This is a genomic window from Mycoplana sp. MJR14 (assembly GCF_029210525.1).
Classification (GTDB): Bacteria; Pseudomonadota; Alphaproteobacteria; order Rhizobiales; family Rhizobiaceae; genus Mycoplana.
Window position 1 is genome coordinate 39,426 of record NZ_JARGEO010000013.1, and the last position, 25,074, is coordinate 64,499.

The 25,074-nt window shown below is 65.5% G+C and carries 22 protein-coding genes; 4 read left to right on the plus strand and 18 right to left on the minus strand.

Annotation, left to right across the window (positions count from 1 at the left end):
- Positions 1 to 4: 4 nt before the first annotated feature.
- The 3 genes from P0086_RS22460 to P0086_RS22470 all read right to left on the minus strand — a co-directional run bounded on the left by P0086_RS22460 (position 5) and on the right by P0086_RS22470 (position 3,515).
- Positions 5 to 928 carry a sugar ABC transporter permease gene (locus P0086_RS22460; RefSeq protein WP_275790274.1) on the minus strand — a complete coding sequence of 308 codons (924 nt, stop codon included), beginning with the start codon at positions 926 to 928 and terminating at the stop codon, positions 5 to 7.
- Positions 929 to 957: 29 nt separating this feature from the next.
- A complete protein-coding gene (locus tag P0086_RS22465) occupies positions 958 to 1,818 on the minus strand; it encodes a carbohydrate ABC transporter permease (RefSeq protein ID WP_112598351.1) in 861 nt (286 codons plus the stop codon).
- Positions 1,819 to 1,898: 80 nt separating this feature from the next.
- The gene (locus tag P0086_RS22470) at positions 1,899 to 3,515 is read right to left on the minus strand and encodes an extracellular solute-binding protein (protein WP_275790125.1); all 1,617 of its coding nucleotides are present in this window, start codon (positions 3,513 to 3,515) and stop codon (positions 1,899 to 1,901) included.
- A 300-nt stretch (positions 3,516 to 3,815) separates the two neighbouring features.
- Between P0086_RS22470 and P0086_RS22475 the strand changes: the two genes are divergently transcribed.
- Positions 3,816 to 4,832 (plus strand): LacI family DNA-binding transcriptional regulator, encoded by a 1,017-nt coding sequence (locus P0086_RS22475; protein WP_112615642.1) that lies wholly within the window; start codon positions 3,816 to 3,818, stop codon positions 4,830 to 4,832.
- Between the two features lie 274 nt (positions 4,833 to 5,106).
- The gene (locus tag P0086_RS22480) at positions 5,107 to 5,478 is read left to right on the plus strand and encodes a response regulator (protein ID WP_275790128.1); all 372 of its coding nucleotides are present in this window, start codon (positions 5,107 to 5,109) and stop codon (positions 5,476 to 5,478) included.
- Positions 5,479 to 5,503: 25 nt separating this feature from the next.
- Here P0086_RS22480 and P0086_RS22485 read toward each other — a convergent pair whose 3' ends face one another.
- From P0086_RS22485 to hlyD, 10 genes are all read right to left on the minus strand, one after another.
- Positions 5,504 to 6,142 (minus strand): response regulator, encoded by a 639-nt coding sequence (locus P0086_RS22485; protein WP_275790131.1) that lies wholly within the window; start codon positions 6,140 to 6,142, stop codon positions 5,504 to 5,506.
- Between the two features lie 219 nt (positions 6,143 to 6,361).
- Entirely contained in the window at positions 6,362 to 7,120 is a 759-nt protein-coding gene (locus tag P0086_RS22490) for an SDR family oxidoreductase (protein WP_112615636.1), read from the minus strand.
- A gap of 94 nt (positions 7,121 to 7,214) precedes the next feature.
- Positions 7,215 to 7,625: a cupin domain-containing protein gene (locus P0086_RS22495; protein ID WP_275790132.1), complete on the minus strand. Its 411-nt coding sequence runs from the start codon at positions 7,623 to 7,625 to the stop codon at positions 7,215 to 7,217.
- Between the two features lie 106 nt (positions 7,626 to 7,731).
- Positions 7,732 to 8,370, minus strand: coding sequence for a response regulator (locus P0086_RS22500; RefSeq protein WP_112615634.1), 639 nt, complete (start codon positions 8,368 to 8,370; stop codon positions 7,732 to 7,734).
- Between the two features lie 214 nt (positions 8,371 to 8,584).
- On the minus strand, positions 8,585 to 9,913 hold the full coding sequence (locus P0086_RS22505) for an ATP-binding protein (RefSeq protein ID WP_275790134.1): 1,329 nt from the start codon (positions 9,911 to 9,913) through the stop codon (positions 8,585 to 8,587).
- A 164-nt stretch (positions 9,914 to 10,077) separates the two neighbouring features.
- Positions 10,078 to 10,665: a TetR/AcrR family transcriptional regulator gene (locus tag P0086_RS22510; protein WP_275790136.1), complete on the minus strand. Its 588-nt coding sequence runs from the start codon at positions 10,663 to 10,665 to the stop codon at positions 10,078 to 10,080.
- 168 nt (positions 10,666 to 10,833) lie between these two features.
- Positions 10,834 to 11,946, minus strand: a complete 1,113-nt coding sequence (locus P0086_RS22515; RefSeq protein ID WP_112604576.1) for an ABC transporter permease — start codon at positions 11,944 to 11,946, stop codon at positions 10,834 to 10,836.
- 1 nt (position 11,947) lies between these two features.
- Positions 11,948 to 13,093: an ABC transporter permease gene (locus P0086_RS22520; protein WP_275790137.1), complete on the minus strand. Its 1,146-nt coding sequence runs from the start codon at positions 13,091 to 13,093 to the stop codon at positions 11,948 to 11,950.
- A complete protein-coding gene (locus tag P0086_RS22525; RefSeq protein WP_112598331.1) occupies positions 13,090 to 14,832 on the minus strand; it encodes an ATP-binding cassette domain-containing protein in 1,743 nt (580 codons plus the stop codon). Before P0086_RS22525 ends, P0086_RS22520 begins: the two co-directional genes overlap by 4 nt.
- Positions 14,829 to 15,839, minus strand: coding sequence for a secretion protein HlyD (gene hlyD, locus P0086_RS22530; protein WP_112598329.1), 1,011 nt, complete (start codon positions 15,837 to 15,839; stop codon positions 14,829 to 14,831). The genes P0086_RS22525 and hlyD overlap by 4 nt, the downstream gene beginning before the upstream one ends.
- Before the next feature lie 359 nt (positions 15,840 to 16,198).
- On the opposite strand from hlyD, the gene P0086_RS22535 reads away from it, so the two are divergent.
- On the plus strand, positions 16,199 to 16,630 hold the full coding sequence (locus tag P0086_RS22535; protein ID WP_275790140.1) for an EF-hand domain-containing protein: 432 nt from the start codon (positions 16,199 to 16,201) through the stop codon (positions 16,628 to 16,630).
- 84 nt (positions 16,631 to 16,714) lie between these two features.
- Here P0086_RS22535 and P0086_RS22540 read toward each other — a convergent pair whose 3' ends face one another.
- The 4 genes from P0086_RS22540 to P0086_RS22555 form a co-directional block, all read right to left on the minus strand.
- Positions 16,715 to 18,259 (minus strand): DHA2 family efflux MFS transporter permease subunit, encoded by a 1,545-nt coding sequence (locus P0086_RS22540; RefSeq protein WP_275790276.1) that lies wholly within the window; start codon positions 18,257 to 18,259, stop codon positions 16,715 to 16,717.
- Positions 18,260 to 18,415: 156 nt separating this feature from the next.
- On the minus strand, positions 18,416 to 19,582 hold the full coding sequence (locus P0086_RS22545; RefSeq protein WP_275790279.1) for an HlyD family secretion protein: 1,167 nt from the start codon (positions 19,580 to 19,582) through the stop codon (positions 18,416 to 18,418).
- Positions 19,583 to 19,819: 237 nt separating this feature from the next.
- Positions 19,820 to 20,008: a hypothetical protein gene (locus P0086_RS22550; RefSeq protein WP_112604776.1), complete on the minus strand. Its 189-nt coding sequence runs from the start codon at positions 20,006 to 20,008 to the stop codon at positions 19,820 to 19,822.
- A 218-nt stretch (positions 20,009 to 20,226) separates the two neighbouring features.
- The gene (locus tag P0086_RS22555; RefSeq protein WP_148656805.1) at positions 20,227 to 20,667 is read right to left on the minus strand and encodes a hypothetical protein; all 441 of its coding nucleotides are present in this window, start codon (positions 20,665 to 20,667) and stop codon (positions 20,227 to 20,229) included.
- A 409-nt stretch (positions 20,668 to 21,076) separates the two neighbouring features.
- On the opposite strand from P0086_RS22555, the gene P0086_RS22560 reads away from it, so the two are divergent.
- Positions 21,077 to 21,994 carry an MBL fold metallo-hydrolase gene (locus tag P0086_RS22560; protein ID WP_275790283.1) on the plus strand — a complete coding sequence of 306 codons (918 nt, stop codon included), beginning with the start codon at positions 21,077 to 21,079 and terminating at the stop codon, positions 21,992 to 21,994.
- Positions 21,995 to 22,165: 171 nt separating this feature from the next.
- Here P0086_RS22560 and P0086_RS22565 read toward each other — a convergent pair whose 3' ends face one another.
- Complete coding sequence (locus tag P0086_RS22565) at positions 22,166 to 24,976, minus strand: MASE1 domain-containing protein (RefSeq protein ID WP_275790141.1); 2,811 nt, start codon at positions 24,974 to 24,976, stop codon at positions 22,166 to 22,168.
- Positions 24,977 to 25,074: the final 98 nt, after the last annotated feature.

The window sequence follows — 25,074 nt, forward strand, 5'->3', positions numbered from 1 at the left end:
CGGATCACGCCTCCTTGCCGGCGTTCATGCGGCTGATCGCCAGCGAGACGAGGATGGAAAGCGCGACGAGGATGACGAGCGCGATTGCGGCGACATAGCCCCAGATCAGGTCCTGCTGCGTCACCTTGTAGATGTAGACGGAGATGGTTTCGGTCGCGACACCCGGCCCGCCGCCGGTCATGATGTAGAGCGTGTCGAAGATCTTGAAGTTCTCGATAACTCGGATGGCGAGCGCGATGATGATGATCGTCTTCATCTTCGGCAGCACGATGGTGCGGAACCGCTGCCACCAAGAGGCGCCGAGCAAGGTCGCCGCGCGCACCTGGTCCTCCGGGACGCCGACGAGACCGGCCAGCAGGATGAGGAACATCAGCGGCGTCCACTGCCAGATGTCGGCGATCATGACGGCGACCAGGGCCGTGGTCGGATCGGACAGCCAGGCGATGGAGACGTTCATGCCGGTCAGGCCGGACAGGATGTCGTTCACCGGCCCGCCGGACTGGAACAGCATGAAGAACATGTAGCCGGCGACCGCAGGCACCACCATCATCGGGATCAGCATGATCGAATAGAACACGCGCCTGCCGGCGAAATCGTCCATGAACAGGATGGCGAGGCCGAGACCGAGCAGGAATTCGGCCGGCACGCAGATCAGCATCACCAGCGCCGTCCGCCCGAGCGCGCTCCAGAAGCGGCCGTCCGCCATCAGGTCGGTATAGTTGGCAAAGCCGTTCCACAGCTCATGGGCCTGCCACCAGCCGATGCCGTCGAGCGGCGACCAGTCGGTCAGGCTGATATAGAGCTGCATGAGCAGCGGAAAGACGGCAATGAAGAGCACCAGCACCTGCGCCGGCAGCGTCAGGGCAAGGCCGAGCCGGCGGCCGCCATCTTCCGACCGGGCGTCGTGATCGAGAGCCGCGTCGACCATGGATATCTTCTCCGGGGTTGCGAGGCTGCTCATTGCTTCAGGGCTCCGAAGGTCAGGCCGCGCACGAGATGGCGCTGGATGGCGATGCCCATGATCACCGGCGGCACCGCCGCGATGAGCCCGAGCGCCGCCTTGGCGCCATAGAGCTGGCCGGTCATCGAGGATGACAGCGACGCCATGTAGACCGGGATCGTCACCCACTCGCGGGTCGTCAGCAGCAGCGCGATCAGGTAGTCGGACCAGTTGAGAATGAAGACGAAGAGCGCCGAGCTTGCAAGCGCCGGCCGCATCATCGGCAGCGTGATCTTCAGGAAGACCCGGCCGCGCGAGCACCCTTCGACGAGCGCGGCATCCTCGATCTCGCGCGGCATGTCGTCGAAGAAGGTCTTCATCAGCCAGAAGGCAAACGGCAGCGTGACGATGCCGTAGATCAGCGCCAGGCCCCACCAGCTGTCGACCATGCCGAGAAAGGCCCACATGATCATCACCGGGATCATCACGGCCATCGGCGGAAACAGCCTGAGCTGGATCAGGGCCAGGGGCAGGTTCTGGCCGGAGCCGAAGCGCGACAGCCCGTAGGCGGCCGCAGTCCCGCACCCCATGGCGATCAGCGTGCCGAAGACGGCCGACAGCAGCGACGACAGGATCGGCTTGCCGGCGGTGCGGTCGAGCGCGACGATGAGGTCGCTGGTCGAGGTGCCGAAGATGAAGCGGAAATTGTCGAGCGTCGGGTTCTTCGGCCACCAGGTCAGGTCGGCGCCCGCGGCCGACCATTCGGCGATCGGCTTGAAGGCCATCGAGGCCATCCACAGCGTCGGGATCAGCGTGATCGCGAGCGCCAGGGTGATGACCGAATAGCGGAAAATTTCGAAGGGCAGGGAGCGGTTCATGGCGTCAACTGCAGCATCTGCGCGCAAGCGGAACGGAAAGAGGCGATCGCGCCCGCCCCGTTCCGTCGGTCCTCCGGCGATCAGCCGGTGACCGGATCGAGCACGGTCGGCCACGCCTCCTTGTTGGATTTGATGGCGGACACGAGCTTGTCCTCGCCGATGCGCCGCGCGATGCGGTTCCACTGGCGCTCGGTATCGGCCATCGCATCTTCCGGGCTCTTGGTCTTCGTCAGCGCCGCGACGAGGTTTTCGTCCAGCGCGTTGTGGAAGGCGGTGGCGCCCGGATAGTTGATGGTCGGCACGGTGCGCGCCACCGTCTCGCGGACGATGTCCATGTGATAGTCGTGGTAGGTCTGGCGCACGAGCGGATCGGCGAAGTTCGACAGCTGGAACGGGTCGAAATAGCCGCCCGGATTGGCCGTCATCCAGGAATAGATGCGGCTGGACCCCAGCCACTGCAGCAGCAGGTAGCAGGCTTCCGGATGCTTGCTCTGCGCGGACACGGAGGCGGACAGGTTGAGCCACAGCACCGAGCGGCGGACGAGCTGGCCGTCGACCGCGCGGCCGGGGGGCAGCATGGAGCCGACCTTGCCGGTGACCTTCGAGCCGGAATTGGCGGCGTTGTCGAGGAACTTCGGCAGGTTCGAGAAAGCACAGGTCATGGCGGCACCGCCGCCGGCGAAGTTGCCGTACTGCTCCGGCCAGCCCCAGGAGATCGCATCCGGCGAGTGATAGGACAGCGAGGCGATGTATTCCCGGGTCGCCTTGAATCCGGCTTCGCCGTTGATCAGCGGCTTGCCGTCGTCGTCGAACAGGAACTGGTTCGGCGCGGCCATCGAGACGAAGCGCTGGTACCAGTTGGTGTAGCCCCAGCCCTGGTTGCGCAGGTCCGTGCAGCCGAACAGCCCCTTGTCCGGGCGATGGAAGAAGGCTGCGACCTCGTCGAGCTGCTTCCAGGTCGAAGGCGGCGCCAGCGCGTAGCCGTGCTGGTCGGCGAAGGCCTTCTTCTCGGCCTCGTCATCAAACAGGTCGGTGCGGAAATTCCAGGTCTGGAAGTCGCCGTCGAGCGACACCCCGTAGGTCGAGCCGCGATACTGGTTGAGCAGCGACACGCCCTTCTTTCCGTTGACGTAGCCGCGCTCGGCATCGTCCCATTCCGGCTTGTGCTGGGCGACATAGTCATCGAGGGCGACGATGCCGCCGGTCTCGGCGAGGTCGCCCAGCCGGTTCCATTCGACGGCATAGATGTCGAAGGCGCCGCCCTTGGTGGAGATGTCCTGCATCGTCTTGGTGAATTCCTGACCGTTCGGCACGCCGACGATGTCGAGCGTGATGCCGGTCTCCTTCTCCCACAGCGCCTTGATGGAGGGCGCACCGGCCGGGAACGGCTGGGTCAGCTGGCCGATCGATCCGTCGGACAGGCCGAGCACGATGCGGTCCGGCGCCTTGCCGGCGCCCTTCAGCGCCTTGACCGCCTCGATGGCCCGCCCCTCGGGCGTATCCGGGCCATACTGGTAGCGCTCCGCGCCATCGAAACCGGTCGGGCCGCCGATCATGCCGGGGGCCAGCGCATCCGCGGCGTAGGCACGCCCCGGTCGAATGAATTGCGGCGCGATGCCGACGGCAGCCGAAAGCGCGATGGCCTTGCCGCTGCCTGCCAGAAACCGGCGCCGGGACGTCCGATAGATATCTGCCATGATGATCCTCCCCAACTCGGCAGACTTACTCCTCCGCTACCGAATTGAGGCGATACTGGCGCGCACCCCCATCGAAGTCAACATCATTTTTGATCATTTTTCATCAATTCATCATCTGTCATTGAGGCGAGATTGCCGATCACATCCCTCAATTTGATGATTTGTTTTGACATTTGGCCGTTCGAAAGACGGCATTTTGGCGTGAAATGCGGATTTGCGCTGGAAACAGCACGAAGGGGCTTGCAAAATGGCTGAAGAAATTTACATCATTTCACATCATTTTCGAAAGAAGGATTCGCTGTGCGATCGACCCTGATTGACATCGCCCGGGAAGCTGGCGTCTCCAGCGCCACCGTCGATCGCGTGCTGAACAACCGCAACGGCGTGAAGGATCGCACGCGCGAGATCGTCATGGATGCGGCGCGCCGCCTCGGCTATGTCGGCACGGGCTCTCCGCCCGCCGTGGCCGACAGCCGCGTCCGCCTCGACTTCGTGCTGCCGGCGGGCACCAACACGTTCATCGCCAACCTTCTCGAGCAGTTGGAGAGCCAGTCGGCGAAACGCTCCGACCTCGACGTCCGCATCCATTCGATCGAGGGCTTCAACCCGGACACGCTGGCCGAGACGCTGCACGGCCTGCACGGCCAGACGATGGGCGTCGGCGTCATCGCGCTCGATCACCCGACGGTGCGCGAGGCGATGCGCTCGCTCGCCTCTTCCGGCGTCCCCATCGTCACCCTCGTTTCCGACATCCTGCACGTCCCCCGCTTCGGCTATATCGGCATCGACAACCGGGCGGCGGGAAGGCTCGGCGGATACCTGCTCGGCCGCTTCCTCGGCCACGGCGTCAGGCGCAAGGTCGCGCTGTTTGCGGGCTCCCTCTCCTATCGCGGCCACGAGGAACGCGAGATGGGCTTTCGTCACATCATCGCCGACGAGTTCCCCGACCTCGAGGTCGTGGAACTGCGGGAGGTCCGCGACGACCGCGACCGCGCCTTCGAGGAGGCGACCGCCCTCTTCCGCCGGCATCCCGACCTGGCCGGCATCTACAACATCGGCGCCGGAAATTCCGGCATCGGCCGGGCGCTCGTCGAAAGCCGGATGGCGCCGGGCATCATCTTCGTCGGCCACGAGCTGACGGAGCATACCAAGCGCCTGCTGCTGAACGGCGTCATGGACGCCGTCATCGACCAGAACCCGCGCGTCGAGGCGCGCGAGGCGCTGTCCATGCTCAGCCGCGCCGCCCGCGCCCAGCCGAACGACTATCACCCGCCGCGGCTGCAGGTGATCTTCCGCGAAAACATCCCGGAGTCCTGAGCCGACCCCGAACGCCGAGGGTCGCATCGCTTCCCGCCCCTTGGAGGCCCGAACTTCGCTACGCGAAGGTTAGGCAAGGGGCACCATTGCCGCTGGCAAACCTTGGTTTGCATTGACGCACACATGCCCGCAGGCCGATGATCGGATGGACGTCAATGCGTGGGGATGCTCTTCTCTGGAAGCGCGATTCTTTTCCCCAATTCGTGCCTGCAATCGAGCCACAGTTCAAACGAGTAGAGAAGCCTGTCAGGCAGCTCTCATGGAAATGCTTCCAATGCTGATTGCCATAGTCGACGATGATGAATCGGTCCGGGTATCCTTGCTCGATCTTCTGGAAGTCTCTGGATACTCTGTCGAGACGTTCGCATCCGCGCCGGAATTTCTGAACTCGCCGCGGATCACGGACATGCGATGCCTTCTCCTCGACATTTCAATGCCTGGAATGTCGGGCGTCGATCTCTATCGGGAACTGACGCGCCAGGCGATCAGGATACCGGTGGTGTTCATGACCGGCCACGCCGAGGAAACCCTCGTCCGCGAAGCCAGGCGTGCCGGATCGTGCCTGTTCAAACCGTTCGCCGGCGGGGAGCTTCGGGCGGCTATCGAGAAGGCGGTCGGGACAGAGCGTGGCCAGGGCCCCGGGTGACGCGCCGGCATCCGAAATCCCAAGATCAGCTCTTCTGCAGCTTTTCGACCTTCCGGACCAGGTCCGCCAGCGATCGGCTCTGCATCTTTCGCATGACGCTCATGCGATGCAGCTTCACCGTCATTTCGCTGATCCCGAGCTGATAGGCGACCTGCTTGTTCATCAGCCCGGCGACGACGCCGACCATCACTTCGTGTTCCCGTGGCGTCAGCGTGTCGGCCAGCGCACGGATGTGATTGCGCTCGGCGTCGCGCTTGCGCCGCTCGGCATCGGTTCGGATCGCGTTGTCGACGGCGGCCAGCAGGTCGTGCGAGACGAACGGCTTGGTGAGGAAGTCGGCAGCGCCGGCCTTCATCGCCTTGACGCTGGCTGGAACATCGGCGTGGGCCGTCAGGAAGATGACGGGGATCCGGCTTCCGATCGAGATCAATTCGCTCTGCAGGTCGAGGCCGGTGCCTCCAGGCATGCGAAGGTCGACGACGACGCAGCCGGGCCCGGTCGTATCGGCCGTGGTCAGGAATTCGGTTCCGCTGGAGTAGGCGGACGCGCGCAGGTTGGTGACGAGGAAAAGATCGAGCAGGGCGTCCCGCACGTGCTTGTCGTCGTCGATGACGTGGACGACGGGCTCGCCAGAACGCTCGGTTCCCAGTTCCATGCTTTCCATGGCCGTTCCTCCACATCCTCCCCCGACCTCGCAGCCTTCGGGGATGTCGGAATCTATCACGGGCCCGGTGTGCCTGGCTGGTAGACGTTCGTTTACTTCACCTATCTCGTGGGACTGGAGAACTGGCTTTTCGATCGAGCGACCTTGCCGGAAGGGTGAGCCGGGCGGCAAGGGCCGCCCGGTGTGATTGGGAGGGAACGCCTGCTTGGCGACGATCGCTCAGGCCGCGGTCTGGTTGCGTTGCATGAACCAGGCCTTGGCGGTCAGCTTGCCGAGCTTGGCCGGGCCGAGCGGCACCAGCGACTGGTCGTCGACGAGCGAGCCGAAATAGCGGGCGTTCTTGTCCGCGACCACGGTGCGCGCATCATGCGTGGCGGCCAGGTAGCCGGCGAGGAAATCGCTCATCGGCTTCTTCTCGGGGCCAGCGATCTCGATGGTCTGGTTGATCGGTGCCGAGACGGCGGCCTCCGCGACGAAACCCGCGACATCGTCGGCCGCAATCGGCTGGAACGCGCCGGGGGACGCATGAACCGTCTGGCCGGCGGTCGCGCTGTCGGCAATCCCGCCCATGAACTCCATGAACTGGGTCGACCGGATGATCGTGTACGGCACGCCGCCCTTCTTCACGACGCTCTCCTGGATCACCTTGCCCGGGAAATAGCCGTTTTCGGGCGACCGTTCGATGCCGACGATCGAAAGCGCCACGTGATGGCGAACGCCGGCCGCCTTTTCCGCCGCGATCAGATTGGACGTCGACTGCTCGAAGAAGGACAGGACCGCGGCCGGCTCGAAGGACGGCGAATTGGCCAGGTCCACGACGGCCTCGGCACCGGCGAGCGCCGCGGACAATCCCTCGCCCGTCAGCGTGTTGACGCCGGTGGCCGGCGAGGCCTGCACGACATCGTGCCCCTGGCCCCTCAGGAGTGCGGCAACCTTGGTTCCGATGAGGCCCGTGCCGCCGATGATAACAATCTTCATGACCAAACTCCTTGTGTTGGGAGACCGGCAGGGTCATCCCGCATGCGTGGAAAGATGTGACGGCGGATGCCCACCGTCGCCCGTGTCGCCCTTCTCACTTGTCGAAGGTCGTCAGCTCCGTTTCGTCCGTGTCGACCACGAAGACCGCCAGCAGCTTTGCCGGCTCCGTCTCGCTGGCATTCGCGCTCACCCGGTGATGATCGCCGGGCACCTCGATCCAGTTCTCGCCGGTCTTGTAGACCTGCACGGCGCCGTCGTTGATCTGGCTCTTGATGCTGCCTTCGATCACGGTCGCGCTGATGAATGCGCTCTTGGGGTGGGTGTGCGAGGGGTTGTGCCCGCCCGGTCCGTACTCGACCAGAACCCCGCGCACGCTCTTGCCGGGGACGTTCGGCAGCACGTGGTCGAACACCACGGTGACCTTGGCATTGTAGGGCTTGTCCGCAGCCGCCGCGGGGAGCGCGAACATCGCCGCACTCAGCAAGCCGGTCGCCAGCATTCGCATGATATCTCCTCCATGAGCTGATTGACTACGCCGCCAATGCTATACGGCGCCCGTCGCGCCGGCATAGGTATACGTAGGGTTATGCGGCCGGCCGCCGGCGCGGAGGTCACGGATCCGGCCGGTCCACCTCGTCGAAGATGCGCACGACGTCGGCGACCGATCGCGCATCCAGCTTCTTCATCATCCGCCCGCGGTGCAGCTTGACCATGATCTCGCTGATCTTCATCTCGTGAGCGATCTGCTTGTTCATCAGGCCCCTGGACACATGTCCGAACACTTCCGCCTCGCGCGGGGTGAGCCTCTCCACCCGCGCCCTCATCTGGAGCGCAATCGTGGTCCGGGCGCGCAGCTCGGCGTTGCGTCCGAACGCCTGCTCCGTCGCCCTGATCAGGCTTTCCGAGCGAAACGGCTTCACCAGATAGTCGAATGCTCCCGCCTTCATGGCGGAAACGCTCGTTGCCACGCTGGCGTTTCCCGTGATGAAGATGATCGGCAGCGGATATCCAAGCCCGGCCAGCTTCGCCTGGAGCTCGAGCCCGGTCATGCCCGGCATCCCGATGTCGAGGAGGACGCAGCCGGGCTGCGAGAGATCGGCATGCTCGAGGAAAGCGCCCGCGCTTTCGAACGCCGCCGCCCGCATGCCGACGGACTCGAAGAAGCCGAGGAGCGCGATCCGAAGGCCGGCGTCATCGTCGATGATATGAACCGTCGGGATCGGCGGCTGCGGCTCCGCGACCTCACCCATTGGGCCCTCCCAACTCTGCATAAGGGTCATGATAGCACCAAACTGCCAGCAATGACGGACCTGCACCCGTCAGGAACGGAAAACGGCCGGGCTCCCGGCGGCGTGAGGATCCCTGCAAGGGCCATGCGATGAGATCGGGCGCACCGAGGCGGACTGTTGGTCGGCACCGGCTCCGGGTTGCACGGAGCATAGCCGGCAACGGCGTCCGGAACCATCAAACGAAGGTTTGACCCGCAGCGCCGGCCGCAGGTTCGGGCGCAATCGGGAGCGTGACCAGGAAGGTCGCGCCGGCACCCGGCGCATTTTCGACGCTGATCGTTCCTTCGTGATCGGCCACGATGGACCGGCATATGGCCAGGCCGATCCCGATGCCGTCCGTCTTCGTCGAGAAGAACCCGTCAAAGATCCGCTCCAGGTGTTCGGCCGGGATGCCCCCGCCCGTGTCGCAAACGCGCAACGTGATCGCACCGCGCGCATCGCACGACGTCTGCACGGTGATCTCACGCCGCTCCGCCCCGGCAATCGAGATCGCCTGAATGGCGTTCAGCAGAAGATTCACGACCACCTGCTGAAGCTGGATGCGATCACCCAGGACGAGGGGAAGGTCGTCGTCGAGCCGGGTCGAGACGGCGACGGCATGGTTGCGGGCTTCGGTCGAGACGAAGGCGGTCGCCTCCTCGACAACCGCGTTGATGTCGACCGGTGCTCGCAACGGGTCGCGCTTGACGGTCATGTCCTGCACCCGGCTGATCACCTGGTTGGCGCGGTGCGCGTTTTCCATCACCCGCGTCATCAGGGCCTTGGCCTTGTCGAGGTTCGGTTCCTCCCGCTCCAGCCATCGGGTCGCGGTGTCGGCGTCGGTCGCGATCACCGAAAGAGGCTGGCGCACCTCGTGGGCGATCGTGGCGACGAGCTCTCCGAGGGCGGAGACGCGCGACGCATGGGCGAAATCCGCCTGCACCCTTCGAAGCTGCTGTTCGGTTCTCCGCTGCGCGGTGACGTCGACCATCATGATCAGCGCAAGATCGGCGCAGTCGGGCGTCTGGGGAAAGGTGGCGAAGAGCAGGACGTCGAGAAGCTGGCCGTCAAAGGCACGCACCTTCATCTCCTCGATGTGATTGCGCGCCCCGGCCAGTCGCGCCCGGACGATCCGCACGGCCGTGTCCGGGCTGGCGGCGAACAGGTACCCCACCGGTCCGAGGAGCGTTTCCCGGTCGGCGGCACGCAGCAGGCGGGCGGCGCTGTCATTGGCCCCGGTCACGACCACCGACTCGCTGGTCAGCCTCAGGACCTCGGAGGTGTCGGTGCGGGCCTCGATGGGTTCGCCACCAGACGACTGCGCCCCTTCGAACGCCCTCGTCATGATCCGGGCATCGACCTGCCAGAGCGGAAGCGGCACGTTGTTGATGAGGTTGCGGTAGCGGGCCTCGCTCGCCTGCACGTCCCGATGGATCTCGGGCGCCACCCAGGCAGCGGGATTTCCGTCGGCGGTCTCCGCATCCAGCGGACGGGCACGCTCGACGATGCTGGCAGTTTGATTCATCGCGTCTCTCGATCTGTTCGGCGGGCATGTCCAGGCCGCCCGCCCGCTCCAAGGCAGGTCTCTCCGCGCATAATACGGTACGTTACCGTACCAGTCAAACGCCCGATCGTTCCCGCCCCCGGACGGTCACGCGGCAACCGCTCCACCAGCCGCCGTCGAGATCGTCAAGGATCGTTGCGAACGCTGCCGAGGACACCATGCAGGAAGGTCTCGACCGCTTGCCGGACCGCGGTCTCGATGTCGCCCTCGCCCGGAGCCTTGCCGCCGCCCAGCAATGCGACGAAATGGATCTGTCCCCGGACGAGCGCCAGAAACTGCTCCGCAGCCAGACGGGGACGGCTGATCGTCGCCTGCGATGCGCGCCGGTTCTGCTCTTCGAAATAGTCCGCCAGCAGCTGCGCGACGCGGTTCGTCGCGACATCGAGAAACCGCTGCCCCACCTGCGGCAAGTGGGGCGCTTCCGCGCTGACGCTGCGGAAAAGCGCAAGGCCGTCCGGCGAAAGCACCGTGCGCAGGTAGCTCGTCCCGAACCGGGTCAGCGTCTCCGGCAGATCGCGCTCAGGCTCCAGCGCCAGTCCCTCCATCGTGCGATCGGCAACGGAGGTCACGACCGCGGAGAACAGCTCCTCCTTGCTCGGGAAATATTTGTAGAGCGTCCGCTTGGATCCGCCGACGATTGCGATCACGTCGTCCATCGAGGTCCGGGAAAAACCCTTCTCGAAGAACACCGTTGCCGCGGCTGCAACGATCACGTTCTTTCTGGCTTCCTGTTTCGGAGAGGTTTCATGGTCCATGGCGGATCGCAAGGGGGCACTTTCTGATAGGACTGATGGTACTCTACGGTACCGCCTCGCGCGCATCAATCGGGCAAGCCCGTCCGATCGTCGGCCGTCAGCCGCCGAAGCCCGAAAGGTCCGGCCTCACTCGAGGCGGCGTCGGAAGAGCCAGGACGCTGCTCCGAGCGTCACCGTCGCGATCACGAGCAGCGGGGCCGTCTGGCGCAGGACCTCGCTGATCGGAATGTCCTTCAGGAAGATGCCCTTCACGATGACCAGGAAATAGCGCAGCGGGTTGATGGCGGTGACCGGCTGCAGCCAGGACGGCATGTTCTCGATCGGCGTCGCGAAACCGGACAGGAGCGTCGCCGGCACCAGGAAGAGAAAGGCGCCGAGGATCGCCTGCTGCTGCGTCATCGACAGCGCCGAGATGAAGAGCCCCACCCCGGCGATGGAAGCGAGATAGAAGAGCGAACTCGCATAGAGCAGGAACAGGGAACCGCGCAGCGGAACCGCGAAGACGAAGACCGCGGCCAGCACGTAGACGGTCATGTGGAAGAGCCCGATCAGGATCGGCGGGGTGAGCTTGCCGATCAGGATCTCGTGCGTGCGCAGCGGCGACACCATCAGCTGGTCGAAGGTGCCGAGCTCGCGTTCGCGGGCGATGGACAGGGCGGTGACGATCAGCCCGATCAGGAGCGCGATGTTCGCGATCAGGTTCGGCACCATGAACCATTGATAGATCAGGTTGGGGTTGAACCAGTAGCGCGGCACGGTCTCGATCGCGGTCGCGACCTTTCGCGCACCCGCCGGCGTCTCGGCGGCCAGTCCGAGCACGATCTGGTTGATGTAGCCGGCAACGATCTGGGCCGCGTTGGACCGGCGCCCGTCCAAGAGGATCTGCAGGTCCGCGGGCTTGCCGGCCTCGATGTTTCGGGAAAACTCCGTGCCGACCGTGATCGCGGCGGTCACCTTCTGGCGGTCGATCGCCTCGCGCGCCGCCTGCGGATTGTCCGTCAGCATGACATGCCGGAACCGCGGCGAGCCGGCGATGCGGGCGGTCAGCTCTTCGCCCCAGTGCCCCGCATCGCGGTTGAGCAGCATGACGTCGACATTGCGCACTTCGAGCGTCGCCGCATAGGAGAAGACGACGAGCTGCACGATCGGCGGCCCGATCAGGATGGTCCGGCCCCTGGGGTCGCGCAGCACCGTCAGCAGCTCTTTCAGCACGAGAGCGATCAGTCTCGACCACCACATCTCAGGCAATCCTTTTGCGCGTGCTGCGGGCAGCAAGGGTGAAGAACACGGCGCCGATCAGGAACATGGCGCCGATGGAACGCAGGAACATCGGCCAGATGTCCCCGGCGAGAAAGACGCTCTGGAGGCAGGGGATCAGGTAGCGCGTCGGCACCACGAAGGTGATCCACTGGATGATTTCCGGCATCGAATTGATCTCGAACAGAAATCCGGACAACAGGAAGGACGGCAGAAAGGCCGTGATCAGCGCCATCTGCGAGGCGAGGAACTGGTTCTTGGTCGCAGCCGAGATCAGCAGCCCCTGCCCCAGCGCCGGAACCAGGAAGACGGCCGACAGCAGGTAGAGCGCCACGACCGAGCCGCGGAACGGGACGTCGAACACGAAGACGGCGAGGACTACGCAGAGCGTCATCGATGCGAGCGCGAGGATGAAATACGGCAGGACCTTGCCGGCGAGAAGCTCGATCGCGGTGACGGGCGTCGCCATGATCGCCTCCATGGTGCCGCGCTCCCACTCGCGGGCGACGACGAGCGAGGTCAGCAGCGTTCCGACGAGCGTCATGATGATCGCGATCGAGCCGGGCACGAGGAAGGAGCGGCTCGTCAGTTCCGGATTGAACCAGAAGCGCTGCTCGACCCGTATCGGCGGGCCCATCGCGGCGGTCTCCGACTTGCGGAGCTGCTGCCAGGTGGCCACCGCGCCCTGCACGTAGTTCTGGACGAAGTTGGCGGTGTTGGGATCCGAGCCGTCGACGATGACCTGGACCTGCGGGTGGGTTCCGGCGGTGTATCTTTCCATGAAGTCCGCCGGGATGACGACGATGCCGCGAACGCGGGCGAGGACCAGATCCTCCTCGAATTCGCGCCGGTCCCGTCCCGTGACCACGGAGAAGTAGCGCGAGGCCTGGAAGCTCGCGGCAAGATCGCTCGTGACCGGCGTGACATCCTCGATGACGACGCCCACGCGCGTATCCGTCGTATCCAGCGAAATGCCGTATCCGAACAGGAAGAGCAGGATCAACGGCAGCACGAAGGCTATCAGGATGCTGCTCGGATCGCGCGCGACCTGCAGGCTTTCCTTGCGGACCAGGGCCAGAAACCGCAGGCCGCGGCCGCCCTCGCGCGATCTAAGCTTGGGATCGGTCATGGGGCACCTTCCACATCCGAGCCTTGCACGAGCGCGATGAAGGCGTCTTCCATCGTCGGGTCGGGGTTTTCGTCGGTGGCCACGCTGGCCTTGAGCTCGTCCGGCGAGCCGAGCGCGATCGAGCGGCCGCGATAGATCAGCGAGATGCGGTCGCAGTATTCGGCCTCCTCCATGAAATGGGTCGTGACGAGGACGGTGACGCCCTTCTCCACCAGGCCATTGATATGCGTCCAGAATTCGCGCCGCGTGATCGGGTCGACGCCCGAGGTGGGCTCGTCGAGAAACAGCGCCTGGGGTTCGTGCATCACCGCGCAGGCGAGCGCCAGCCGCTGCTTCAGTCCGAGCGGAAGGTCCTTCGCCGACATCGACAGGCGCGGCCCGAAATCGAAGATCGACGTCATCAGTTCGATGCGTTCGCGCTTCCTGGCGCCGGAAAGACCGTAGACCCCGGCAAAGAACTGAAGGTTCTGCTGCACGCTCAGATCGCCGTACAGCGAGAACTTCTGCGCCATGTAGCCGAGGCGGTTGCGCGCCTGGGCCGCATCCCGGCGCAGATCGAAGCCGGCCACACGCCCCTCGCCTTCCGTCGGCTTCAACAGGCCGCAGAGCATCTTGAAGGTGGTCGACTTGCCGGCGCCGTTGGGGCCAAGCAGCCCGAAGATCTCGCCGCTCGGAATATCGAAGGTGATGTTGTCGGCGGCCGTGAAGTCGCCGAAGCGCTTGACCAGCCGTCTGGCCTCGATGACCGGACCGTCCTGCCGGGCGGCAAGGGACGCCTGGGCCTCGGCGAGCCTCGAGCGCCCGCCCGGCCCTCCGCCGAGCATGTCCACGAAGGCGTCTTCGAAGCGCGGCTCGGCGACGCTCACCCGCGCCTCGCCGCTGGCGGCAAACCGGGCCTCGCGGCCGGGCGTCGTCACCAGTCTGATCGCCTCGCCCTGGATGCCGCCGTCCACGATGCCGTCCTCGTCGAGGAGCTTCGAAAGCGTCGAGCGCCTCCGCCCGGACACCCCCGTCACCCGGTACACCCGGTCCTTCACCCGCGCGGTCAATTCCTGCGGCTTGCCCGAGAAGAGCAGCTTGCCCTCGTTCAGCAGCAGCACGCGGTCGCAGGCTTCGGCCTCGTCGAGATAGGCGGTCGACCAGACGACGCCGACGCCCTCCCGGATCAGGACCTCGACCATCGCCCAGAGATCGCGTCGGGAAATGGGATCGACGCCGACACCCGGCTCGTCGAGGAGCAGCAGCCGCGGCTTCTTCAGGAGCGCGCAGGCGAGACCGAGCTTTTGCTTCATGCCCCCGGACAGCTTACCGGACAGGCGCGTGGCAAAGCGCTTGAGATCGGTGAAGGTCAGCAGTTCGTCGAAAATCGCCGGCCGGTCCGGCTTCGCAAGCCCGCGCAGGTCGGCGTAGAGTTCGAGGTTCTCCTGCACCGACAGATCCTCATAGAGGCCGAAGCGCTGCGGCATGTAGCCGATCGCCGCCTGGATGGCGGCAGCACCCTTGCGCGTATCGAAACCGAGGACGTCGACCGTGCCGCCGTCCGGCAGCATCAGGCCGGTCATCAGGCGGATCAGCGTCGTCTTTCCAGCCCCGTCCGGCCCCACCAGTCCGGTGATCTCGCCGCCGCGAATGCGGCCCGAAACCTGATCCAGCGCCGGCTTTCCCGTCTCGAAACGCTTGGTCACGCCGTCGAGGCATACGAGATCCGCTGTGGTGGCGGTTTCGGCCGCGCGGTTCATTTCTCTGCCGCCTCTTGATCCGGAAGGTGCAGCGTCACCGGCATCCCCTGGCGAAGGTCCTGGCCGGGAGCGGCGATGACGACACGAATGCGATAGACGAGATCGGTCCGCAGTTCGGGCGTTTCGACGGACTTCGGCGTGAACTCCGCGACTGGCGAAATGAAGCCGATCGTTCCTTCGTAGCGTTTCGCGGGGTTCGTGTCGGAGGCGATCATCACCCTCATGCCCGGATAGATCCGCCCGAGGTCGACCTCACCGATGTAGCTCCGCACCCAGACGGGCGCAGTGAGCGACAGGACGTAGACGGGATCGGACGACGACACGATCGCGCCGGGCTCCTTGATCCGGGACAGGATCACGCCGTCGTTCGGCGCGCGCAAGTCCGTGTCGGACAGCGAAGTGCGCGCGGTCAGCAGCGCCGCCTCGGCGGCCTTCACCTGCGCAGCCGCCGTGGCGATGTCTTCCGCACGGCTTCCCTCCTCGAGAAAGGCAAGCGCCTCCTTCGTCATGTTCGAGCGTGCTGCAGCCATGGCCCGCGCCGCGGTCGCCTCGTCCACGCCGGCTTCGGAGACCGTTCCGCGCGAGCGCAGCAGTTGCGCCCGGTCATAGGCAAGCCGGGCTTTCTCGAGGTCGGCGACGCTGGCCTCGTGCGTGGCTCTCGCCTGGGCGATCTCGGTCTGCCGCGGGCCGGTGACCAGCTTCTCGTGCGTCGCACGCAGCGCCGCAACGTTCGCCTCCGCGGAAATCACCGCGTGTTCGTAGGTATCCCTGTCGAGGCGGGCGAGAAGGTCTCCGCGCTTGACCACGTCGCCTTCGTCGACCAGAGCCTCCATGATGCGGCCGTTCACGCGGAAGGCGAGCGAGACCTGGCGGATGTCGATATTGCCGTAGAGCACCATCTCGTTGTCTGTGTCACGCGCAATACCCAAGGCGGCGAGAACATCGTATTTCCAGCCGACGACGCCCAGGGCGGCCAACACGATCACGATAGGGATTGCCTTGTTCATTTCCATCTCCTGCTCGGGAACCCGCTGAAACAAACGGAGTTGACGGGCTGGCTGCTGCCAGTCCGGTCATCCAGATCCTGGATTTCGAGAACCCGCTGCGCGCTATCACGCAACGCCACTTTCCTTGGACTCCGGCACACGGGGCCCAATGCACACTAAGCAACCGAACGGGCCCCTTCCGCTAGGCCAACGTTGGTATGCGTTGACGCTGCTGGCGGCACGGAAGACGGATGGGCGGTCGGCAACGGAGCGAATCTCCGGAGCGACAAGGACATGGGGCGCAACGGGACCGCACACGGGCGGGAGGTCCGAAGCGCATTGCCTTCCACCGCCCGCGCGCAGCAGTCCGAGGAGACTTCATGAAAATCGACAGTTCGATCTTTAACCTGTTTGCCCAGCGGCCGCGCAAGGCACCGGTCACCGAGACCTCGCCCGGGGCCACGACGCCGCCGCAGCCGCGGCCACCGTCGCTTCGATCCGATGCGCAGCGCGTCGACGACTTCCACGCGAGAATGGCGAAGCAGCAGCTGGATTGGGCGGATGCGAACAAGGACGGCAGCCTCACGAAAGCCGAGTACATGGACGGCCAGAAGCGGCTCGCCGAAGCCAATGACCGGACGTTCGACAGCGAGGCCAGCAGCGAGCGCTGGGCAAAACTCGATCCTGCCGGCAAAGGCGCGCTCGATGCCAACGCGCTTCAGGAGGGCCTAGAGACGCTTCTGCCGGTCAAGGTCGGCCATCTGGACGGCAACGTCGCCGACCGCCTTCGCTCACGGCTGACGTCGGACTGATCGGACCGCGAGCGATCCTGAAAACGCGCCGCAGACCGGACGACAGCCGGCCTGCGGCGCGGGCAGTTTCGGTCCACGCGCTGATCAGTGCGCGTCGCCGCCGGACATCGGGCCGCTCGGCTTCTTCAGCAGAAGCGTTGCGAGCAGGGCGACGACGAGGCTGGCGCCGAGCAGGAAGAACGCATCGCTGAACGCCATGACGTTGGCCTGCTTGCGGACGCTGGCGGCGATGGCGACGACGGCCTTGTGGGCGGCCGTGGCCTGATCGCTGACGCCGTGGTTCATGAAGTAGGCGGTCAGCTTGGCGATCCTGGTTCGCGTCGCTTCCTCGAAGAGGCTGACCGAGTTTGACAGGATGTTGGAATGGAACTGCTCCCGTTTCGTCAGAAACGTCTGGAGCGATGCGATTCCGACCGCGCCGCCAAGGTTGCGCATCATGTTGAAGAGGGCGGATGCGGAACCGGCGTTCTCCCGTTCGATCCCCGCGGTGGCGACGACCGAGAGGGGGGCGAAGACGAGGGCCTGCCCGACGGCGCGGATGACGTTCGGCCAGAACAGCTGGTCGGCCGCATAGTCGCCGGTCATGTAGACGTTCATGAAATTCGAGGCGGCAAAGAGGGCGAAGCCGACGGCGATCAGCAGCCGGACATCGACGAGCTTCATCACCCGGGGAACGAGCGGGATGAGAAGGAGCTGCGGGATGCCGGTCCACGCCAGCACCGTCCCGATCTGTTCGGAATTGTAGCCCTGGATGCGCGCCAGGTAGATGGGGAGCACGAAGGCCGATCCGTAGAGCGCAATCCCGAGCATCGTGTTCGCCAGGATCCCGAAGGCGAAGTTGCGTCGCGCGAACAGCCTCAGGTTCAGGAGCGGGTTTGCGGACCTGAACTCTATGATCAGGAAGAGCGTCAGGGAGACAGCGGCGACGATCGAGAGCTGGACGATCAGCTCGGATCCGAACCAGTCCTCCTTGTTGCCCTCCTCCAGCACGGTCTGAAGGGTGGCGAGGCCGACCGCCAGGGTGACGATGCCGGCCCAGTCGCCCTTGGCCAGCATGCCCAGCTTCATCGGCGCCTTGTCGAGCGAGGCCCAGAGCAGCCCGACCATCAGAATGCCGGGGACCAGGTTGACGTAGAAGATGAATTCCCAGCCGTAGTTCTCCGTCAGGTACCCGCCGATGGTCGGCCCGATGGCGGGGGCGAAGGTCGCCGAGAGCGCGAAGAGCGCCAGCCCGACCGGTTGCTTCGGCTTCGGCAGCAGCGTGATGATGATGGTGAAGGCCATCGGGATGAGGACGCCGCCGGCAAAGCCCTGGATGGCCCTGAGCACGATCATCTGCTCCAGATTCGCCGCGAACGCGCAGGCCACCGAGAAGACGAGAAACAGGATGGCGTTGGTCAGGAGATAGCGGCGCAGCGAGAAGACCTGGGCCAGCCAGCCGCTGAGGGGAATGACCACGATTTCGGCGACGAGATAGGAGGTCGAGATCCATCCGCCGTCGTCCTTGCCGGCGCCGATCGCCCCCTGGATGTCGGCGAGCGAGGCATTGACGATCTGGATGTTGAGGACCGCCATGAAGGCCCCCAGGGTGGAACCGATCACCGCGCACCACATCCGCAGGGCGCTCATGTCCTTTGCCGAAGCCGGCGCTCCGGTGCCCTGCGGCTGCCGTCCGTTGCCGGCTGCAAGCGTGCGTGTCGCCATCGTTCTGCTTCCGCGCGGGCGGAACCTTCGTGCTGTGTTGTCGGGGATCAGGAATGGGGAACAGATATCCGCCGGATGCCGTCACTTGTCGTGCGACAGCCGGGCGATCCTGGTGTCGATCTTCGGCACGACGGACATTCCGGAGCGGAGCTGGGCGGCGCGCGCCTCGTCGTCGATGATGATCTTCACCGGAATGCGTTGGACGATCTTGGTGAAATTGCCCGTCGCATTGTCGGGCGGAAGCAGGGAGAATTCCAGGCCGCTCGCGGGCGCGACGCTGTCCACATGCCCCTTCACTTCGACCCCGGGAAAGCCGTCGACCTCGATTTCCACGGGCTGGCCCGGGCGAACGTAGGTCAGCTGCGTCTCCTTGAAATTCGCGACGACATAGACCGAATGCAGCGGCACGACCGCCATCAGCTGCGTGCCGGCGGTGACATACTGCCCCACACGGATCGACCGCGCGCCGAGCGTGCCGTCGACGGCCGCGACGATGTTCGTATAGGAGAGGTTCAACTCGGCCTGCTCGACGGCCGCGGCCGCCCGCTCCCGTTGCGCCACCGCATGGTCGCGCTGGCTCTTGAGGACCGGTACCCGGTCATGCGCGGCGATCAGCGCGGCACGGTCCCGCTGAACCGCCGCGGTCGCCTGCTCGAGGAGGGAGCGGCTCTGCTCGGCACGCGACTGCGTGCCCGCCCCGGTGTTGCTCAGCCGCGTGTCCCGCTTGGCCTCGGATGTCGCAAAGACCAGCGAGGCGTTCGAAGCGTCGACCGATGCTTCCGCCTGGCCGATGACCGATTTCTGCAGTTCGATCTGCGCGTCGATGTTGGTGATCGCCGCCTCCGCCGCCTTCAGCTCGGCCCGCGCCTGGTCCAGCGCCACCTGGAAGTCGCGATCGTCGATGCGTGCAAGCACCTGCCCCGCCTTGACGGCGTCATTGTCATCGACCAGCACCTCCTTGACGTAGCCGGCGATCTTGGGGGCAACCGTCGTGTAGTCCGCCTTGACGTAGGCATTGTCGGTGGATTCGATGAACCGGCCGACCGTCCAGTACCGGTTGGCGAAGTGGGCGCCATAGCCCGCGGCGGCGAACAGAACCAGCGCGACCACGCCTTTCTTGACGACGGACTTCCGCCGGGGGGCAACGGCCGGTGCAGGCGATGCGGGCTCGGCGGATACCGAGGCGGGATCGGGTCCGTCGCCGGCGGGCTCGACCTTGAAGGCTTCCTTGCGTGACAGTTCCATCACCACGATCTCCAGCGACCATCGCTCGCGATCGTCCTTGCGTCCGAACGCGCCTCGTGTCGCAACCACAGACAGTTCACTCGCTTTGAGGATGATCGGTCCGGACGGACAATCGGCGAGCGGCGCCTCTGCGCGAAGACTTGGTCATTGGCAGATGGCGCCTGTCAGGTTTGGAATCTTCCCGGTGCGCGGGACAGATATACAAAGGTTGGGAGATGCGGTGGCGCAGGTCGATGCGCCCTAGCGGGCACGCGACGGTCCGCGGAAGATGTTCATCTGCAGCTCGTGTCTCGAGGCAAAGCGCCCGAGGATCCGGATCAGGCGCTCCTCCTCGGCCTGGCATATGCCCGCCTGCCTGCAATATTCCGCAATATCCCACAAATGCTCCGCTTCGGTCGTCTCGGGCAGTCGGGTATCGCGGCAAGTCATCTTGCGCCTTTCGTGCACATAGGCGCCGCTGCCGCCTTGCATGGACATGGATCGGACCCCCCGCATGAATTCCGATGGGAGATCTGGAAGCCTATCGGCTTCGCGCAAGACGGATAACTATACGGTGGTTCTATCCTCCGCAGCGATGCGGAGGAAATCGGTCGACCGGCCGGCCGCTCACGGCGATCGGCCGGTCCAAAGATCGCTGCACGCGCCGTCTAGGCCCGAAGGGTCGCGGATTCCGGGCGGCCGGCCGCACCGGTCACCCGCCTGGCCGCCCAGAGGGTGGCGATGATCCCGAAGATCGCGGGCAGGCTTACGGCCGGAAAGTCGCGAATGATCACCGACGACGAGCAGATGCCGACCGCCACTTCCCACAGATGGAAGGTGGCATGCGCAATCAGCCAGAGGGTCGCGCCCGCCCAGAGTTCCAGCCGGCGCTGCGGCTTCCAGAGCCCGATGGCGAAGGCAGCCGCAATGAACCCCTGGATGATGCCGATGTCGCGCACGAAATGCTGGTTGAACATGCCGGTGTCGGTGACGCCGGGCACGAAATAGTACCAGCCCTCGGGGTCATAGAGCATGTGGAGGCAGAGCCAGGCCGCAAGCAACGTGTTGAAACCGACCATTCCATAGACAGTGTACCTTGAGAGCTGCATTTGAACCTCCTGCAAGAATGACCGCGGACGTTATCACCGCGGACCTGTGGCTGCGCCCCAAACGAAGGTTTATGCGGGCTCCCGGAACGGGTTGGCGACCCTCTCGGGTTGCACAGGTTGACCGGGTTTTCGGTTACCCGGGCCGCCGCCACCCGCGACTTCTTCCGGGGGCATAGGGAGGACAGCAGGGCGGCCTCACCTTGCCGCGTCGGACCCGCTCGACGAAATGACCATCAAGCGGCGACGGCTGCGGAAATCAAGCCCAACGACCGTTTGGGTTCAACGCCTGTGGGCTTCGACATAGACTCCGCGGAGTGGCCAGGGACCACACGTCATCAATACCGCAAAACAGGAGTTCGACATGCCACAGGCAGAAATGAAGGCCCGAGGGATCAGTCAACAGGCAGGCATGCGCTCGCAGGATGCGGTGCACCCTGTCGGACTGGGACAGGGCGAACTGGTTCCGTCGCGCTATGCGGTGAAGGTCGGCGAGATCGACGTGCTGGTGATCAGCGACGGGGTGCTGCCGCTCCCGACCGCGATGCTGGCGCACAATGCCGACCCGGCCGTCCGCGCGGCCTGGCTGAACGACATGTTCCTGCCGCAGGACAGCTTCGACTGGCCGCTCAACGCCGTGGTGGTCCGCAGCGGCGAACAGACCATCCTCCTCGATGCCGGGCTGGGACTGGACCCGGACCTGAACCTGCCGCGGGCCGGGCAACTGCTCAAGCGGCTGGCCGGCGCCGGCATCGATCTCGCCTCCGTGACCGACGTGGTGCTGACGCACCTCCACATGGATCACATCGGCGGGCTGCTCGTCGAGGGCGTGCGGGAACAGCTGCGCCCGGACCTGCGGATCCACGTCGCGGCCGCCGAGGTGAAGTTCTGGGAGGCCCCCGATTTCTCCCACACCGACATGCCGCCGGGCTTTCCGGATGCACTGCGGGCGGCCGCCAAGCGGTTCACGCAGGAGTACCGCAGCCATCTGCGGACGTTCGAGGACGAGCACGAGGTGGCGCCGGGCGTGGTTGTCCGTCGCACCGGCGGCCACACCCCGGGCCACAGCGTGATCCGGATGGCGTCCGGCGGCGACCGGCTGACCTTTGCCGGCGACGCCGTGTTCGCGGTCGGCTTCGAACAGCCCGACTGGCACAACGGCTTCGAGCACGACCCCGAGGAAGCGGCCCGCGTCCGGGTCCGCCTCCTGCGCGAGCTTGCGGCGACCGGCGAGCAGCTGGTGGCCACCCACCTGCCGTTCCCCTCGATCGGACGGGTCGCGGTCGACGGCGACGCCTTCCGATGGGTGCCGATCTTCTGGGACTACTGACCATGAGGCGGGTCAGCGCGGTGACCGCTCGGCACTGTCGTGCGGCGGCGTGACATCCGGTGTGCAGCCTGCGCCGGCGGGACATTCCCAAAAGCGCGAAGGGACGGCGATTGCCGTCCCTTTTTCATGACAGGCGCGCTCGGCGAAAGGCGGCCGCCCGCCGTTGTCGTGTCATGACGCAATCTCCGCCTCGACAGGCAAGGTGAACGTGAACGTCGCGCCCTGCGGCTCGTTGTTCTCGGCCCATAGCCGCCCGCCATGCGCCTCGACGATCGATCGGCATATCGCCAAGCCCATGCCCATACCGTGCGCCTTCGTGGTGAAGAACGGCTCAAAGATCTTTTCCGTGAACTCGATCCCGCCGCCGCGATCGCTGATGTCGATCTGGATCGCTTCCCCCGGGCGATGCACGCGCACGTCCAGAATCCTGTCGTCCGCCACGGAATCCATCGCATCCATGCCGTTGCGGATGAGGTTGACGAGAACCTGCTGGACCTGCACGCGATCGAGCGCGACCGGCGGCAGGTTGCTCTCCACGTCGATCTTCATGCGAATGCGGCGCCGCGCCGCCTCCTCGGCCATTAGGCTGTGCGCATCCCGGATGATGCTTTCGAGCGTCGTGCTCGTGCGCGTCTCCTCGGAGCGCTTGAACAGGGCGCGGATGTGCCTCACAACTTCTCCGGCGGAATGGGCGTTGTCGATGATGCGCTCCACCGATTTCCGCGCCCGCTCGAGATTGGGAGGCGTCGCCGCAAGCCAGGCCTGGCAGGCGCTGGAGTTGGCGACGATCGCCGCCAGTGGCTGGTTCACCTCGTGGGCGATGGCGGCGGACAGCTCGGCAAGGCTCGCCGCCTGGCTCGCCCGCGTCAGGCTCTCCCGCGCCAGATGCAGCTCTTCCTCGACGCGCACCTGGTCGTCGATGTCCTGCGAGAGGCCGAACCACTGGATGATGCGCCCGGTGTCGTCCCTGAGCGGCTCGGCGCGGCCCGACATCCAGCGATAGACGCCGTCCATCCTGCGCATGCGGTAGGTGAGCGAGAAGCTCTCACCGGTCATGAGGGAGCGATTGAGGGTCTCCCGCAGAAGCACGATGTCGTCGGGATGGAACAGGGTCGCCATCGCCGTCGCCAGCCGGTCCGTGCCGGGCTTGTCGAAGTCGCCGACGTCGCGGCCGCAGAACTCGACCAGCCGCTTGCTGAAGAAGGTCGGCTCGCCCTTCGGCGACAGTCGCCAGAGCAGGCTGGGAACCATGTCGACCAGCTGCGAGAGTTCCTGCTCCCGGCTGCGCAGCGTCTCCTGCGCCTTCACCAGATCGTCGATATCGACGCTCACGCCATACCACTGGATGATCGCGCCGGCATCGTCGCGCAAGGGCTCGGCGCGGCTCTCCACCCACCGGTGCGGGCCGTTGGCCCGGCGCTGGCGATATCTCGCCAGCAGCGGTGTCCCCGTCGCGACGGCCAGTGCGAAGATTTCGTTCACCGCCCCCCGCTGGTCCGGATGGATGACGGTCAGGGATCGCGATCCGTCCGGCGCGATCATGTCCTTGAGGCTGAGGCCGGTGACGTCCACCGCGCGCCTGTTGAGATAGCAGGGTATCCCTTCGGGGGTCATGCACCAGATGAGCGCCGGCACGGCGTCGATCATCTGCTGGAGCTGGCGCTCGCTGCGCCGCAGCGCCTCCTGCGCGCGCATCTCGTCATCGATGTCGATGGAAATCACGTACCATTGCGCAATCGCGCCGCCTTGGTCCCGCAACGGCTCCCCGCGGCCTTCGACCCAGCGGTACACGCCATCGCCGCGGCGCATGCGGTACTTCATCGCAAACGGCGCGCCGGTGGCAAAGGAATGGCGGGCCGTCGCCAGCAGTTCGCCTGCATCGTCGGGATGCACGAGAACCGAGATGGCTGCCGCAAGCCGGCTCGTGTCCGGCTTGTCCAGATGGGTCAGGTCGTCCAGGCCGAAGAAGTCCAAAAGTCGCTTGTTGAAGAAGATGGGCTCCCCTTCGGGCGTCATGCGCCGGATGTGGACCGGGACCATGTCCACGAGCTGCGACAGTTCCCGCTCCCGCTCGCGCAGGGCGGCGAGCGCCTGCTGGTTCTGCCTGGAAATGGCGGCCACGATGAGGGAGGAGAACGCCGAGATGGCCAGAAAGAGCTGCAGCATGACCTGCTTTTCCCGCTGGCTCGCCGGGTCGCCGACAAAATGGCTGCCCCCGGAAATCGTGAGCGCCATGGTGATCAGCGCGAGAAGCGTCAGGGCGACGGCCACGCCCTTGAACTCGAAGCGCACGGCGGCCCAGAGAAGCGGCGGCATGATGATGTAGGCCGAGGCCAGGTAGTCGGTGCTCAGGGACAGCGCGGCAAGGCCGAGGAAGATCAGGCCGAGAAGGCCGGCCTCCGTCCACTGCGCGGCAGAGAGCCTGGCCCCGGTGCGCCCCAGCTGGATCACGATCAGCGCCAAAGGCCCGACGAGCAGGATTCCGGTGGCGTCTCCGATCCAGAAGAGCGGCCATACGCCCGTAAAGGTCTGTGCCTCGACGCCGAACCATGCGAGCGCCGCGCTTCCCACCGTCGCGCTGACGAGCGGCGCGACGCCGGCCCCCAGTCCGACGAAGGCCAGGACGTCCGGCAAGCTCTCCAGCTGGAGCGGCCGGCCGCGCGCCCGAATGATCAGCGTCGCGCCGGTCACCGCGCATAGCGCATTGCCGACATAGATGAGGAGACCCGCAACAAGGGGGCTGTGGAACCATATCATCTGCGCCGTCATCTCGGCCAGGCAGCCGGACAGGATCCACCACGGCCAACTGTAGGGCGAGGTGAAGATCAGCGTCGCGATGAATACCCCGGCCGGCGGCCAGATGGACACCGTTATTCCGGGGACGATAGCCAGGGCGTCAGCGAACGCGCACCCCAGCACATATGCCAAAAAGAACAGCCCGAGGTGCAAGAACAAGGGGCGGTGCGACCAGACGGACACCATCGGCTACTCCTGCCGGGCAAAGACGGGCCAAGGCTTCCCAGGCCCTGCTATAGCACATGTTTCACAGCTTTGCGCAGCTGAACCCGATTTGCCCGCTC

What these genes read in the sequence shown, in the direction of transcription:
- P0086_RS22460 (WP_275790274.1), bottom strand. Translation starts at nt 928, where the DNA reads ATGGTCGACGCGGCTCTCGATCACGACGCCCGGTCGGAAGATGGCGGC.
- P0086_RS22465 (WP_112598351.1), bottom strand. Translation starts at nt 1,818, where the DNA reads ATGAACCGCTCCCTGCCCTTCGAAATTTTCCGCTATTCGGTCATCACC.
- P0086_RS22470 (WP_275790125.1), bottom strand. Translation starts at nt 3,515, where the DNA reads ATGGCAGATATCTATCGGACGTCCCGGCGCCGGTTTCTGGCAGGCAGC.
- P0086_RS22480 (WP_275790128.1), top strand. Translation starts at nt 5,107, where the DNA reads ATGCTGATTGCCATAGTCGACGATGATGAATCGGTCCGGGTATCCTTG.
- P0086_RS22485 (WP_275790131.1), bottom strand. Translation starts at nt 6,142, where the DNA reads ATGGAAAGCATGGAACTGGGAACCGAGCGTTCTGGCGAGCCCGTCGTC.
- P0086_RS22490 (WP_112615636.1), bottom strand. Translation starts at nt 7,120, where the DNA reads ATGAAGATTGTTATCATCGGCGGCACGGGCCTCATCGGAACCAAGGTT.
- P0086_RS22495 (WP_275790132.1), bottom strand. Translation starts at nt 7,625, where the DNA reads ATGCGAATGCTGGCGACCGGCTTGCTGAGTGCGGCGATGTTCGCGCTC.
- P0086_RS22500 (WP_112615634.1), bottom strand. Translation starts at nt 8,370, where the DNA reads ATGGGTGAGGTCGCGGAGCCGCAGCCGCCGATCCCGACGGTTCATATC.
- P0086_RS22505 (WP_275790134.1), bottom strand. Translation starts at nt 9,913, where the DNA reads ATGAATCAAACTGCCAGCATCGTCGAGCGTGCCCGTCCGCTGGATGCG.
- P0086_RS22515 (WP_112604576.1), bottom strand. Translation starts at nt 11,946, where the DNA reads ATGTGGTGGTCGAGACTGATCGCTCTCGTGCTGAAAGAGCTGCTGACG.
- P0086_RS22520 (WP_275790137.1), bottom strand. Translation starts at nt 13,093, where the DNA reads ATGACCGATCCCAAGCTTAGATCGCGCGAGGGCGGCCGCGGCCTGCGG.
- P0086_RS22525 (WP_112598331.1), bottom strand. Translation starts at nt 14,832, where the DNA reads ATGAACCGCGCGGCCGAAACCGCCACCACAGCGGATCTCGTATGCCTC.
- hlyD (WP_112598329.1), bottom strand. Translation starts at nt 15,839, where the DNA reads ATGAACAAGGCAATCCCTATCGTGATCGTGTTGGCCGCCCTGGGCGTC.
- P0086_RS22535 (WP_275790140.1), top strand. Translation starts at nt 16,199, where the DNA reads ATGAAAATCGACAGTTCGATCTTTAACCTGTTTGCCCAGCGGCCGCGC.
- P0086_RS22540 (WP_275790276.1), bottom strand. Translation starts at nt 18,259, where the DNA reads ATGAGCGCCCTGCGGATGTGGTGCGCGGTGATCGGTTCCACCCTGGGG.
- P0086_RS22550 (WP_112604776.1), bottom strand. Translation starts at nt 20,008, where the DNA reads ATGACTTGCCGCGATACCCGACTGCCCGAGACGACCGAAGCGGAGCAT.
- P0086_RS22555 (WP_148656805.1), bottom strand. Translation starts at nt 20,667, where the DNA reads ATGCAGCTCTCAAGGTACACTGTCTATGGAATGGTCGGTTTCAACACG.
- P0086_RS22560 (WP_275790283.1), top strand. Translation starts at nt 21,077, where the DNA reads ATGCGCTCGCAGGATGCGGTGCACCCTGTCGGACTGGGACAGGGCGAA.
- P0086_RS22565 (WP_275790141.1), bottom strand. Translation starts at nt 24,976, where the DNA reads ATGGTGTCCGTCTGGTCGCACCGCCCCTTGTTCTTGCACCTCGGGCTG.